The 13,475-nt window shown below is 65.0% G+C and carries 10 protein-coding genes; all 10 read left to right on the plus strand.

Annotation, left to right across the window (positions count from 1 at the left end; genetic code table 11):
• Positions 1–90 precede the first annotated feature (90 nt).
• The 10 genes from DQ397_RS12200 to alr all read left to right on the plus strand — a co-directional run bounded on the left by DQ397_RS12200 (position 91) and on the right by alr (position 13,464).
• Positions 91–735: a TetR family transcriptional regulator C-terminal domain-containing protein gene (locus DQ397_RS12200; protein WP_043210829.1), complete on the plus strand. Its 645-nt coding sequence runs from the start codon at positions 91–93 to the stop codon at positions 733–735.
• 74 nt (positions 736–809) lie between these two features.
• Complete coding sequence (locus tag DQ397_RS12205; RefSeq protein ID WP_043210832.1) at positions 810–1,526, plus strand: response regulator; 717 nt, start codon at positions 810–812, stop codon at positions 1,524–1,526.
• Positions 1,527–1,531: 5 nt separating this feature from the next.
• Positions 1,532–2,305, plus strand: a complete 774-nt coding sequence (locus DQ397_RS12210; RefSeq protein WP_043210834.1) for an ABC transporter substrate-binding protein — start codon at positions 1,532–1,534, stop codon at positions 2,303–2,305.
• On the plus strand, positions 2,302–4,557 hold the full coding sequence (locus tag DQ397_RS12215; protein ID WP_043210836.1) for a hybrid sensor histidine kinase/response regulator: 2,256 nt from the start codon (positions 2,302–2,304) through the stop codon (positions 4,555–4,557). The genes DQ397_RS12210 and DQ397_RS12215 overlap by 4 nt, the downstream gene beginning before the upstream one ends.
• Before the next feature lie 199 nt (positions 4,558–4,756).
• Positions 4,757–6,169, plus strand: coding sequence for an amino acid permease (locus tag DQ397_RS12220; RefSeq protein ID WP_043210838.1), 1,413 nt, complete (start codon positions 4,757–4,759; stop codon positions 6,167–6,169).
• A 310-nt stretch (positions 6,170–6,479) separates the two neighbouring features.
• Positions 6,480–7,271: an enoyl-CoA hydratase/isomerase family protein gene (locus tag DQ397_RS12225; RefSeq protein WP_043210840.1), complete on the plus strand. Its 792-nt coding sequence runs from the start codon at positions 6,480–6,482 to the stop codon at positions 7,269–7,271.
• Between the two features lie 33 nt (positions 7,272–7,304).
• Complete coding sequence (locus DQ397_RS12230) at positions 7,305–8,465, plus strand: acyl-CoA dehydrogenase family protein (protein ID WP_043210842.1); 1,161 nt, start codon at positions 7,305–7,307, stop codon at positions 8,463–8,465.
• Positions 8,466–8,483: 18 nt separating this feature from the next.
• The gene (locus tag DQ397_RS12235; RefSeq protein ID WP_043210845.1) at positions 8,484–10,601 is read left to right on the plus strand and encodes an acetate--CoA ligase family protein; all 2,118 of its coding nucleotides are present in this window, start codon (positions 8,484–8,486) and stop codon (positions 10,599–10,601) included.
• The gene (locus DQ397_RS12240; RefSeq protein WP_043210847.1) at positions 10,594–12,201 is read left to right on the plus strand and encodes a 5-guanidino-2-oxopentanoate decarboxylase; all 1,608 of its coding nucleotides are present in this window, start codon (positions 10,594–10,596) and stop codon (positions 12,199–12,201) included. Before DQ397_RS12235 ends, DQ397_RS12240 begins: the two co-directional genes overlap by 8 nt.
• 36 nt (positions 12,202–12,237) lie before the next feature.
• Positions 12,238–13,464 (plus strand): alanine racemase, encoded by a 1,227-nt coding sequence (gene alr, locus DQ397_RS12245; protein WP_043210868.1) that lies wholly within the window; start codon positions 12,238–12,240, stop codon positions 13,462–13,464.
• Positions 13,465–13,475 lie beyond the last annotated feature (11 nt).

The raw sequence follows: 13,475 nt of genomic DNA on the forward strand, positions 1-13,475 counted from the left end.
CCCCAGTCGCCCTGGCGCACAGAGAATGAAAGTCGCCGCTGCCAAAGGCGCGTGCCAACTCGATAACGCTGTTTTTCTCCAGGAGCACCGATGAGTCAGGAAGCCCGTTACAACCGCATGCTGCCGGAACTGCGCAAGGCCAATCTGGTGGAGGCGACCTTGGTGTGCCTGAAACGCCATGGCTTCCAGGGCGCGTCGATCCGCAAGATCTCCGCCGAGGCAGGGGTGTCGGTGGGGCTGATCAGCCACCACTACTCGGGCAAGGATGAACTGGTGGCCGATGCCTACATGGCGGTCACCGGGCGGGTCATGGGCCTGTTGCGCGAGGCCATGGCCAAGGCCGCGCCCAATGCCCGCGAGCGGCTGTCGGCGTTCTTTCGCGCATCGTTCGGATCGGACGTACTGGACCCCAAGCTGCTCGACGCTTGGCTGGCATTCTGGGGCGCGGTCAAGACCGCCGAGGCGATCAACCAGGTGCACGACCATTCCTACGGTGAATACCGCAACGAACTGAGCCAACTGCTGGCGTCACTGGCCACGGAGGAGGGCTGGGAAGGCTTCGATGCGGACCTTGCGGCCATCAGCCTCAGTGCACTGCTCGACGGTTTGTGGTTGGAATCCGGCCTCAACCCGGGGACGTTCTCGCCGGAACAGGGGGTGTTGATCTGCGAGGCCTGGGTCGATGGTCTCCAGGCAGGCGGTCGACGTCGCTTCAGTGTAAGTGGGGGCTGTTGATCGCCTGTTCAGTAACGAGTACGCTGCGGGCGCGGGTTCGATGAACAACACCTATAAAAAAGAGACAACACGCAATGACGCCTCGGGTACTGATCGTCGATGACGATCCGATTATTCGCGACTTGCTGCACGCCTACCTGTCCCAGGAAGGCTACGACGTCCACTGTGCCGACACCGCCGAACAGGCCGATGCCTTCCTCGCCAGCCAGGATGTCGATCTGGTGCTGCTCGACATTCGCCTGCCGGGCAAGGACGGTCTGACGCTGACCCGCGAACTGCGGGTGCGCTCGGAAGTCGGCATCATCCTGATCACCGGTCGCAACGACGACATCGACCGTATCGTCGGCCTGGAATGCGGCGCCGACGACTATGTGATCAAACCCCTCAACCCACGCGAGCTGGTCTCGCGCGCCAAGAACCTCATCCGCCGCGTGCGCCACGCTCGTGTCGCCAAGCCTGCGCCGGCCTGCGTGCAGTCGCTCAAGCAGTTTGCCGATTGGGCGCTCGATACCGATCGCCGTCGCCTGATCGACCCGCGCGGCGCCGAAACCCTGCTCACGCACGGCGAGTTCCAACTGCTCAGTGTGTTCCTGCGCAACAGCGGCCATACCCTGACCCGCGACCAATTGATGGACCAGATCCGCAATCGCGAGTGGGTGCCCAACGACCGCTCCATCGACGTGCTGGTCGGCCGTCTGCGGCGCAAGTTGCATGACGATCCGGCCGAGCCGCACCTGATCATCACCATCCACGGCACCGGTTACCTGTTCACCGCCAGCGTGGCGGCGTGACGTCCATGGGCCGCCTGTGCGCCCTGGCCCTGATGCTGGTGAGCCTGCACGGTGTGGCCGGCGAGCGCATCCGCTACTGCGACTACCCGGTGTACCCGCCGATTTCCTGGAGCGATGGCCGCCAGGTCCGAGGCCTGGCACCCACCGTGGTGCGCGAGCTGCTCGGGCGCTTGGGCTACGAGGTCGAGATCGTTGTGCTGGGCAACTGGAAGCGCTGCCTGATGGACGCCGCCGCAGGGCGGGTCGATGTGGTGCTGGCCTACAACAGCGACCAGCGCGACCAGAGCATGCGCTTTTCCACGGTGCCGGTGCTGCGCGAGGAGGTGGCGGTGTTCGTCAATCAGCGCCGGCCGGTGCGCTTCGAGCACCTGGACGACCTGGCCGGCTACCGGGGCGGTCTGCTCTACGGCGAAAGCTATGGGCCTGAGTTCGACCGTTTCGTGGCGCGGCACCAGAACATCGAATGGGTGTCCTCCAGCCAGCAGAACTTCGGCAAGCTGATCCGTGGTCGTATCGACTTCGTGATCCAGGAGCGGCGTACCGGCCAGCTGTTCGTGGAGCACCTGCCTGGGGCCAAGGATATCCACGCCTTGCCCACCGCACTGAGCGTGGATTATCTGCGCGTTGCGGTTTCGCGACATTCCCCTTTGAGCCGGCGCATGGATGCCATCGACCAGCAGTTGCGCAAGATGACCGAGGCTGGCGAAATCCAGCGTTGGCTGGAGCAGAGCGAAGTGACTTACCGCGACATGATCAACCTGCCGGTGGACGCCCGATGATCCGCCTGCACACCGACGGCCTGCTGCGCCGCCTGCTGCTGTTCATCTTTCTGTTCAGCCTGTGCTTTACCGTGCTGGCAAGCTCCGTCCAGCTGTACTTCGAGTACCGCCGGGAAATGCGCGACATCGAGGCGCGCATGGCGTTGATCCGCGCCGGCTACCTGGCGAGCCTGGAGCGCAGCCTGTGGGATCTGGACGAGGCGCAACTGGACGTGCAACTGCGGGGGTTGGTGGACTTTTCCGACGTGGCGCGGGTGCGGCTGATCAGCGAAGACTTCAGGCTGCTGCGCGGCGACGCCACGCCCAAGGGGCCGCTGCGCATCGAACGTTTCGCCCTGGATTACCAACCGCCGTCCGGGCCTGCGCGGCACTTGGGCGAGCTGGAGGTCAGCATCGACCTGGGCGCTGTGCATCGGCGATTGTTTGCCACGGGGCTGACCAGCCTGTTGTGGATGGGCGTGTTCCTCTGCGGCCTTGCGGTGGCGCTGTCCGGGCTGTTCTACCGCCTGGTGACGCGCCACCTGCAAGTGATGGCCGAATTCGCACGGCGTATCGGTGCGGGGCAGTGGCAGGAACCGCTGCGCCTGGCCCGGCGCCGCTCGGCCCGTCCGGACGAGATCGACACCGTGGCCCATGCCCTGGATGACATGCGCCGGGCCATCCTGCGGGACATCGAGCGCCGCGAATTGGATCGCCTGGCCTTGCAGGACAAGCGCGACGAGCTACAGGCGATGGTCGAGCGGCGCACCGCGAGCCTGGCCAGGGCCAAGGACGAGGCGGAGGCGGCCAACCTGGCCAAGTCCAGGTTCCTGGCGACCATGAGCCATGAACTGCGCACGCCGCTCAATGGCATCCTGGGCATGGCCGAGCTGCTGCGCGGCGGCAGCCTGGCGCTGCGTGACCGCGAGCGCCTGGAAGCGTTGTACAAGGCCGGCGAGGGATTGCTGGCGATTCTCAACGAAGTGCTCTATTTCGCTCGCCTGGAAGAAGGCGAGAGCCGTCCGGAAATGGTCGACTTCTCCCTGCGCCAGTTGTGCCAGGAAGTCATGACCCTGCTCGAGCCCAGGGCTGTCGACAACGGCAACCGCCTGCACTGCCACATCGACGAACAGCTGGCCGAGTTCCAGCACGGCGCCGAACAGTACCTGCGCCAGGTACTGAGCAATCTGTTGGCCAACGCCATCAAGTTCACCGAACACGGGCAGGTCACGCTGCAGGTGCAGGTGCTGGAGCCGCGGATGGACCTGCAACGGGTGCGGGTGAACGTGAGTGACGATGGCATCGGCATCGCCCCGGCCATGCAGGCGAAGATCTTCGATCGTTTCACCCAGGCCAGCGAAGCCGTGGCCAGGCGCTACGGCGGTACCGGCCTTGGCCTGGCGATCTGCAAGCACCTGGTGAAGAAACTCGGCGGGCGCATCGGCCTGGACAGCGTCGAGGGGCAGGGCAGCTGCTTCTGGTTCGAGCTGGACCTGGCATGTGGCCGCCAGCCTCAAACTCAGGCGCCGGTACGCCAGGTCCTGTCACCACTGAAAATTCTGGTGGTCGAGGACGTGGCGCTGAACCGAGAAGTCGCCGGGGGGTTGCTCACCCGAGATGGCCACCAAGTCAGTTTCGCCGAGCATGCCCAGCAAGCCCTTCAAGCGTGCGCCGAGTGCCGGTTCGACCTGATCCTGCTGGACGTGCACCTGCCTGGGATGAGCGGGGTGGAATTGTGCCGCCTCATCCGCGCTACGCCAGGGCTCAACCGTGAGACGCGCATCCTGGCTTTGACCGCCGGTGTGCAGCCGGCGCAGGTGCCCGGTTACCTGGAGGCCGGGATGCAGGGCGTGCTGGCCAAGCCCTTGAAGCTGGACAGCCTGCGCGAGGCCCTGGTTGACCTGACGCCGGTGGTGGACGCACAAGTGCCTGAGGCGTCGATGGACTGGGCCTTGCTGCAGACCCACCGCACGTTGCTGGGCGAGCAGAAACTGCAAGGTCTGCTCGTGGTTCTGCGCCAGGCGATCGATCAGCACGAGGCGGCGCTGGGGGAGGCGCTGAAGGCAGGTGACTGCACAGAGGTGGTCCACTTGACCCATCGTCTGGCGGGCAGCTGCGATTCGTTGGGCTTTGCGGGCCTGGCGACGACGTTACGACACCTGGAGAACGTCGGGTTGAAGGGAGATGCTGGGGCATTCGAAGCCTTGAGCGAACCGCTGGCCGAGCAGATCCGCCTGGCCCGCACCACCTTGGAACAGCTGATCCAGGGCTGACGTACAAAAAAGTTACGACTTTTTACATCTTCGATCCGTCCGTACAACGGCACCTTACATCCGTTTCCAATAATCGATGGCAACCGTGCTCCACACGGTCCATGAGGCTTATTGGAGATAAGAATAATGAAATGCCGTAAAGCTCAAGACCTCCTGAATTGTCTTCCCGCCCAGCGCGCCTGCCAGGTCGAGGTGCGCCATGTCTGAATCCACTGACCGCAAAGGCATCCAACTGACCCGTGCGCTCAAGAGCCGGCACATCTTCATGCTGTCGCTGGGCGGGGTGATCGGCACCGGCCTGTTCATGGGCTCGGGGGTCACGATCAACCAGGGCGGCCCGATGGGGGCGATCCTGGCTTATTTGGTCGCGGGCCTTCTGATGTACCTGGTCATGGTCTGCTTGGGCGAGCTGTCGGTGCAGATGCCCGTGTCCGGTTCGTTCCAGGCCCATGCCACCAAGTTCATCGGCCCGGCCACGGGGTTCATGATCGGCTGGGTGTACTGGATGAGCTGGGCCACCACCGTGGGCCTTGAGTTCACCGCCGCCGGCATGCTGATGACCCGTTGGTTCCCCGAGGTGCCGATCTGGTATTGGTCGGCGCTGTTCGTCGCCGTGCTGTTCGGGCTCAATGCCCTGGCCACCCGCGCCTTCGGTGAGGCCGAGTATTGGTTCTCGGGCATCAAGGTCGCGACCATCCTGGGCTTTATCGTGATCGGCCTGTTGGTGATCTTCGGCGGCATCCCGCTGAACAATGGGGCGCCGGCCCCGATGCTCGACAACCTCATTGGCGATTCGCTGTTCCCCCATGGGCTGTCGGCGGTGTTCGCGGTCATGATGACCGTGGTGTACGCCTTCCAGGGTTGCGAGATCATGGGCGTGGCCGCGGGCGAGACCGAGCATCCGGAAAAGAGCATCCCTCGCGCTGTGCGCAACGTGGTGTTCCGCGTCCTGATCTTCTATGTGCTGGCCATCGCCGTGCTCTCGGCCATCGTGCCGCACGAGCAGGCCGGCCTGATGGAAAGCCCGTTCGTGCAAGTGTTCGACATGGTCGGTATCCCTTACGCGGCGGACCTGATGAACTTTGTGATCCTCACCGCGATCCTGTCGGTGGGTAACTCGGGGCTGTATGCCTCCACGCGTATCCTCTGGGCCATGTCCAAGACCGGCATGGCGCCCAAGAGCCTGTCGCCGCTTAGCAAGCGCGGCGTGCCGCTGCGGGCGCTGAGCATCACCTTGTGCTTCGCTTTGATCTCGCTGATGACCAGTTTCGTCGCCGCCGACACCCTGTTCATGGTGTTGATGGCGGTGAGCGGAATGTCCGGCACCGTGACCTGGATCGTCATTGCCCTGGCTCAGTACCGCTTCCGCAAAGCCTTCCTGCGTGATGGCGGCAAGCTTGAGGAGCTCAAGTACCGCGCGCCGCTGTACCCCCTGGTGCCGCTGCTGTGCATCACCTTGTGCAGTTCGTTGTTCGTGTTCCTGGCCTTGGACGAGACCCAGCGTCCGTCGCTGTACTGGGGCTTTGGCTTCATTGCCGTGTGCTACGCGGCGTACTTCCTGATCAACCGTCGTCGGCAGGGGGCCTTCGAGCCGAGCGCGCCTGGCGTATGACGTGACAGTGGCGGTGCCTATTCGCGGGTAAGCCCGCTCCTGCAGGGTGTTGCACAAGCCCTGTGGGAGCGGGCTTACCCGCGAATGCTTTGGCGCCGTCAGTGCAAAACCGTAGTTGTGCGAAGTTGTAACAGCCGACGCATCAAAGCCTTTTCTGTTGGAGAAATACTCTTATAAAACAATTAGATATAGCGCTTTATTGAGTTGTTACAGTAACTCAGGCCCCGATTGCCGTCTTGTTGAACACTTGTTTAGTATCTCTCCCAAGTCGTCCCCCTCATACCCACCAACAACAATATCGAGGCCTCCCATGACTAGCCCGTCCTCACTGCTGAGCAAGGTCGAAGCCGGCGTTGCCTGGATCACCCTGAACCGCCCCGAGCAACGCAACGCGCTTCACATCCCCAGCCTCAAGCAACTGCACGCACTGCTGGAAGCCTTCAACACCGATCCGGCCGTGCGGGTGGTGGTGCTGACCGGCACTGGGCGCAGCTTCTGCGCAGGCGCGGACCTGGCCGAGTGGGCCGAGGCCGAAGCCCGCGGTGCCCTGGAAAGCTACGGCTGGACCGAGACCGCCCACGCCTTGATGCAGCGTCTGCACAGCCTGGACAAACCCACCATCGCCGCCATCAACGGCACCGCCGTCGGCGCCGGGATGGACCTGAGCCTGTGCTGCGACCTGCGTATCGCCGCCGCCTCGGCGCGCTTCAAGGCCGGTTACACCAGCATGGCCTACAGCCCGGACGCCGGTGCCAGCTGGCACTTGCCACGGCTGATCGGTACCGAGCAGGCCAAGCGTTTGTTGTTCCTGGACGAGCTTTGGGGCGCCGAGCGCGCCCTGGCTGCCGGACTGGTGAGTGAGGTGTGCGCCGATGACCAGTTGCCGACCGTCACTGCCGAACTGGCCGCTCGCCTGGCCAAGGGGCCGACTTTCGCCTACGCCCAGACCAAGCGCCTGATCCGTGACGGAGCCCAGCGCACCTTGAGCGAGCAGCTGGAAGCCGAGCTTGCCGCAGGCCTGCTGTGCGGGCGCAGCCAGGACGGCGCCGAGGCGCTACGGGCTTCGGTCGAACGACGCGCGCCAGAATTCGTTGGTAAATAACCCCTTACACGACCTTCTTCAGGACGATTCCAGATGAATTTCCAACTGACCCAAGAACAAGAAATGTTGGTGGAAGCGGTACGCAGCTTCGTGACCAAAGAGCTGCTGCCCTATGAGGAAGAGGTGGACCGCGCCGATGCGGTGTCGCCGGAGCTGGCGGCGCAGATCCGCGGCAAAGCGATCGCGGCTGGGTTCTATGCCTTCAACATGCCCGAGGAAGTCGGCGGCGGTGGCCTGGATTATCTGTCCCAGGCGCTGATCGAGCGTGAGTTGTCCAAGGTTTCCTGGGCCTTGCACGTGTTCGTGGCGCGCCCCTCAAAGATCCTCATGGCCTGTAAGGACGAGCAGATCAACGACTACCTGCTGCCGTGCGTGCAAGGCGAGAAGATCGATTGCTTCGCCCTCACCGAGCCGGGCGCCGGCTCCGACGCCAATGCCATCAAGACCCGCGCTGTACGCGACGGTGACGACTTCGTCATCAATGGCAGCAAGCACTTCATCAGTCACGCCGGCCACGCCGACTTCGCCATCGTCTTCGCGGTCACCGACACCTACGAACACAACGGCCGCAAGCGCAATGCCGTGACGGCCTTCTTGGTCGACCGCGGTACGCCAGGCATGACCATCCGCCGTGGCCCCAAGTGCGTGAGCAACCGTGGCTACCACACCTACGAGCTGTTCTTCGACGACTGCCGCGTGCCGGCCAGCAAGGTGCTGGGCGAGGTGGACAAAGGCTGGGAGGTGGCCAACGCCTGGCTCACCGCAGGTCGGGTGATGGTGGCCGCCAACTGCGTGGGCCAGGCCCAGCGCGCCCTTGACCTTTCCCTGCAGTGGTCCGCCGACCGCAAGCAGTTCGGCCAGGCCATCGGCAGCTACCAGGGCGTGTCGTTCAAGCTCGCCGACATGGCCACCCAGATCCGCGCCGCGGAACTGCTGACCCTGCACACCGCCTGGAAGATGGACCAAGGCAGCATGACCGACGGCGAGGCCGGCATGGCCAAGCTGTTCGCCAGTGAAGTGCTGGGCAAGGTGGCTGACGAGGCGGTGCAGATCTTCGGTGGCATGGGCCTGATGGACGAGGGACCGGTCGAGCGCATCTGGCGTAACGCGCGGATCGAGCGGATCTGGGAGGGCACATCCGAAATCCAGCGACACATCATTTCCCGCGAACTGCTGCGTCCACTGCTGCGCTGATCGGCCTGGAGATTGCCCATGTCGCACTCGATTCGTGACAACCTCAAGCGCCTGCTGGCGCCTCGGCACCTGGCCTTCGTCGGCGGGCGCAGCATGGCGCGGGCGCTCAAGCGCTGCGCCGAAGGCGGCTTCGCCGGCCAGATGTGGCTGGTGAACCCACAGCATGAAAGCCTCGATGGCGTACCGTGCGTGCCCAGTGTGGCCGAGTTGCCCTGTGGGCCGGACGCGGTGTTCATCGCCACCAACCGTGACCTGACCTTGCAATGCGTCAAGGACCTGGCCGCGATCGGCGCCGGTGGCGCCATCTGCTACGCCTCAGGCTTTGCCGAGAGCGGCGAGCAAGGGCGCGTGCTGCAACAGCGCCTGCTCGAGGCGGCCGGCTCCATGGCCTTGCTCGGCCCTAACTGCTATGGCCTGCTCGATTACCTGCATGGCGCAGCCCTGTGGCCGGTTGCCCATGGAGGCAAACAGGTAGAGAAGGGCGTGGCGATCCTCACCCAGAGCGGCAACTTCGCCTACAACCTGTCCATGAGCGACCGCTCGCTGCCGGTGGCCTACATGGCCTCGGTGGGCAACCAGGCGCAGTTGGGCGTGGCCGAGCTGATGGACGTGCTGCTCGATGACCCTCGCGTTACCGCCATCGGCCTGCACCTGGAAGGCCTGAAGAACGTGCCGGGCTTTGCCCGTGCCGCACACAAGGCGTTGGAGCGGGGCATCCCGATCATCGCTTTGAAGACCGGCGTGTCGCAGATCGGCGCCGAGCTCGCCCTGAGCCACACCAGCTCGCTGTCGGGCTCCGATGCCCTGTACGACAGCCTGTTCCAGCGCCTGGGCGTGATCCGCGTGAGCGGCCCGGTCAGTTTTGCCGAAACCCTCAAGGCGGCCGCCTGCGGCCACTTGCCCCAGGATGGCCGATTGATCGCCCTGGCGTGCTCTGGAGGCGATGCGGGCCTGATCGCCGACTACGCCGAGCGCAACCACCTGGCCTTGCCCAAGCTTGAGCAAATGCAGGTGGATGAGTTGGCCCAGGTGCTGCCGGCCTACGCCAACCTGGTCAACCCACTGGACTTCACCACGGCGATCTGGGGCGATGGCGCGGCGCTCGAGCGCATGCTCGACAGCGCCCTGCAAACCGATGCCGATGCGGCCATGCTGGTGCTGGATTACCCGGCGGAGTTCACCGGCGAGCGCAAGGAGTGCGACCTGCTGCTGGGGCTGTACTGCGATGCCTTGCAGCGCCACGGCAAGATCGGCTTCGTCACTTCGGCCTTCCCTGAGCTGCTGCCGGCCAGCGCACGTGAACGCCTGCATGCGCGAGGCATCGCCGCATTGCAGGGCGTGGAAGATGGCTTGGCGGCCTGGGGGCGGATCGTTGCCTACCAGCGCAACCGCCAGCGCTTGCTGGAGCTGGGCGAGTCGGCCTTGGTGCCACTGTGCCCGCAGGCCCTGGGTGGCCAGGCGCAACTGCTCGATGAATGGCAATCCAAGCAGGCGCTGCGTGCCTTTGGCCTGCCGGTACCTGGCGGTGTGCTGAGCACGCCCGAGCAGGCGCTCAAGGATGCCGCACGCGTCGGCTACCCGCTGGTGCTCAAGGCGGTCAGCGCACAATTGCCGCACAAGACCGAAGCCGGCGCGGTGGCCCTCAACCTGCGCGATGCCGACGCCCTGCAAGCGGCGCTCGAGCAGATGCACGGGCGCATCGCGGCCTACGCCCCTGGCGTGCCGTTCGACCAGGTGTTGCTCGAGCCCATGGCCCAGGCGCCGTTGGCCGAGCTGATCGTCGGCATCAAGCGCGAGAACGATTTTGCCCTGGCCTTGGTGATCGGTGCCGGTGGGGTGCTGGTGGAATTGCTCAAGGACAGCGTCAACCTGCTGCTGCCGACCACCGACGGCGCCATCCGCAACGCCGTGCTGGGCCTGCGCAGCGCCGGCCTGTTGCAAGGTTTCCGTGGCCGCCCGGCCGCCGATCTCGACGCCTTGGTGGCGGCGATCCGCGCGGTGGCCGACTACGCCTGCGAAAACGCCGGCCAGTTGCTGGAGCTCGACGTAAACCCATTGATGGTCGGTGCCCAAGGCACCACCGCGGTCGACGCGCTGATCCGCCTCGGCCAGGCGCAAGGAGAACAACATGCATGAACGTCCTATGACCGGCGGCCAAGCCCTGGTACGGCTGTTGAGCAACTATGGGGTCGACACGGTGTTCGGTATCCCCGGGGTGCACACCCTGGAGCTGTACCGGGGGCTGCCGGGCAGCGGCATCCGCCATGTGCTGACCCGCCATGAACAAGGCGCGGGCTTCATGGCCGACGGCTATGCGCGGGTCAGTGGCAAGCCGGGAGTGTGCTTCGTCATCACCGGCCCTGGTGTGACCAACGCCGCCACCGCCATCGGCCAGGCCTACGCCGATTCCATCCCGATGTTGGTGATTTCCAGCGTCAACCACACCGCAAGCCTGGGCAAAGGCTGGGGCTGTCTGCACGAGACCCAGGACCAGCGCGCCATGACCGCGCCGATCACCGCATTCTCCGCCGTGGCGCTGAGCACCGAGGACCTGCCGGAGCTGATCGCCCGTGCCTGGGCGGTGTTCGACAGCGAGCGTCCGCGTCCGGTGCACATCTCGGTGCCGCTGGATGTGCTGGCCGCGCCGGTCACCCGCGACTGGAGCAATGACGTGGTGCGCCGCCCGGGGCGCGGCCTGCCGGATCGCGACAGTCTGCAGCAGGCTGCCGTCAAGCTGGCCAACGCCAAGCGGCCGATGATCATCGCGGGCGGTGGCGCTTTGCACGCGGCGGCTGAGCTCGCGCAACTGAGTACGCGCCTGGCCGCACCGGTGTTCACCAGTGTCGCCGGCAAGGGCCTGCTGGCCCCGCAGGCGCCGCTCAATGCCGGTGCCAGCCTGTGCGTCGAGCCGGGCTGGCAAATGATCGGCGAGGCCGATGTGGTACTGGCGGTAGGCACCGAGATGGCCGATACCGATTTCTGGCGTGAACGTCTGCCATTGGCCGGCGAACTGCTGCGGGTGGACATCGACCCACGCAAGTTCAACGACTTCTACCCCTGCGCGATTGCCCTGCACGGCGATGCCCGGCAGACCCTGGCCAGCCTGCTGGTGCATCTGCCGCAGGCCACCCGCGATGCCGGTGCCGCCATCGCGGCCGTCAACAACCTGCGCCAGGCGATCCGGGCAGGGCATGCGCCGCTGCAGGCGATTCACCAGGCGATTCTCGACCGCATCGCCGCCGCACTGCCGGAAAACGCCTTCATCAGCACCGACATGACCCAACTCGCCTACACCGGGAACTACGCCTTCACCAGCCGGGCACCGCGCAGCTGGCTGCACCCGACCGGCTACGGCACCCTGGGCTACGGCCTGCCGGCCGGCATCGGCGGTATGTTCGCCACCGAAGACCGCCCGGGCCTGGTGCTGGTGGGTGATGGCGGCTTCCTCTATACCGCCCAGGAACTGGCCACCGCCGTCGAAGAGCTCGACCGCCCGCTGGTGGTGCTGCTGTGGAACAACGACGCCTTGGGGCAGATTCGTGACGACATGCAGGGCCTGGACATCGAACCGATTGGCGTATTGCCACGCAACCCGGACTTCATCGGCCTGGCCCGCGCCTTTGGGTGCGCCGTGCGCCAGCCGCGCAGTCTGGACGAGTTGCAATCGGATCTGGTCGACGGATTTGCCACGCCAGGCGTGACCTTCATCGAACTCAAGCACGCCTGTGCCCGTTGACCGCACCTTCAGGACAACAAATAGAGAACAAGCATGATGCCATTCCGTCGTACCCTTCTTGCCGCCTCCCTGGCCCTGCTGGCCGCCCAGGCCCCGCTGTACGCCGCACCGCCGTTGTCGATGGACAACGGCATCAACGCCCTGACCATCCAGAACAGTAACGCCTGGGTCGAGATCAGCAAGAGCGCCATCGAACACAACATCCGGACCCTGCAGGCAGAACTGAACGGTAAATCCAAGCTGTGCGCGGTGCTCAAGGCTGACGCCTATGGCCACGGTATCGGCTTGGTAATGCCTTCGATCATCGCCTTGGATGTGCCGTGCGTGGCGGTGGCGAGCAACGAGGAAGCCCGTGTGGTCCGTGCCAGCGGCTTCAAAGGGCAACTGGTGCGGGTGCGCCTGGCCAGCGTGAGCGAGGTGGAAGACGCCTTGCAGTACAACATGGACGAGTTGGTCGGCAGCGCCGAGTTCGCCCGCCAGGTGGCGGCGATCGCCCAGCGCCACGGCAAGACCCTGCGTATCCACCTGGCCCTGAACTCCAGCGGGATGAGCCGCAACGGCGTGGAAATGGCCAGTTGGTCGGGCCGTGGTGAAGCACTGGAGATCGCCGAGCAGCCGAACCTGGAATTGGTCGCGCTGATGACCCACTTCGCCGTCGAAGACAAGGACGACGTGCGCAAGGGCCTGGCCGCCTTCAAGGAGCAGAGCGACTGGCTGATCAAGCATGCCAAGCTCGACCGCCGCAAGCTGACCCTGCACGCGGCCAACTCCTTCGCCACCCTGGAGGTGCCCGAAGCGCGCCTGGACATGGTACGCACCGGCGGCGCGCTGTTCGGCGACACCGTGCCCAGCCACACCGAGTACCGCCGCGCCATGCAGTTCAAGTCCCGCGTGGCGGCTGTGCACAGTTACCCGGCCGGCAACACCGTCGGCTATGACCGCACCTTCACCCTGAGCCGCGATTCGCGCCTGGCCAACATCACCGTCGGCTACTCCGATGGCTATCGCCGGGTGTTCACCAACAAAGGCCATGTGCTGATCAACGGTCACCGTGTGCCGGTGGTAGGCAAGGTGTCGATGAACACCCTGATGGTGGATGTCACCGATTTCCCTGACGTCAAGAACGGCAACGAGGTGGTGCTGTTCGGCAAGCAGGCGGGCGGTGAAATCACCCAGAGCGAAATGGAAGAAATCAATGACGCGCTGCTGGCCGACCTCTACACGGTCTGGGGCAGTGCCAACCCGAAGATCCTCGTCGACTGACGCCTTCATAG

The organism is Pseudomonas sp. CK-NBRI-02 (assembly GCF_008124495.1).
Taxonomy (GTDB): domain Bacteria; phylum Pseudomonadota; class Gammaproteobacteria; order Pseudomonadales; family Pseudomonadaceae; genus Aquipseudomonas; species Aquipseudomonas guariconensis.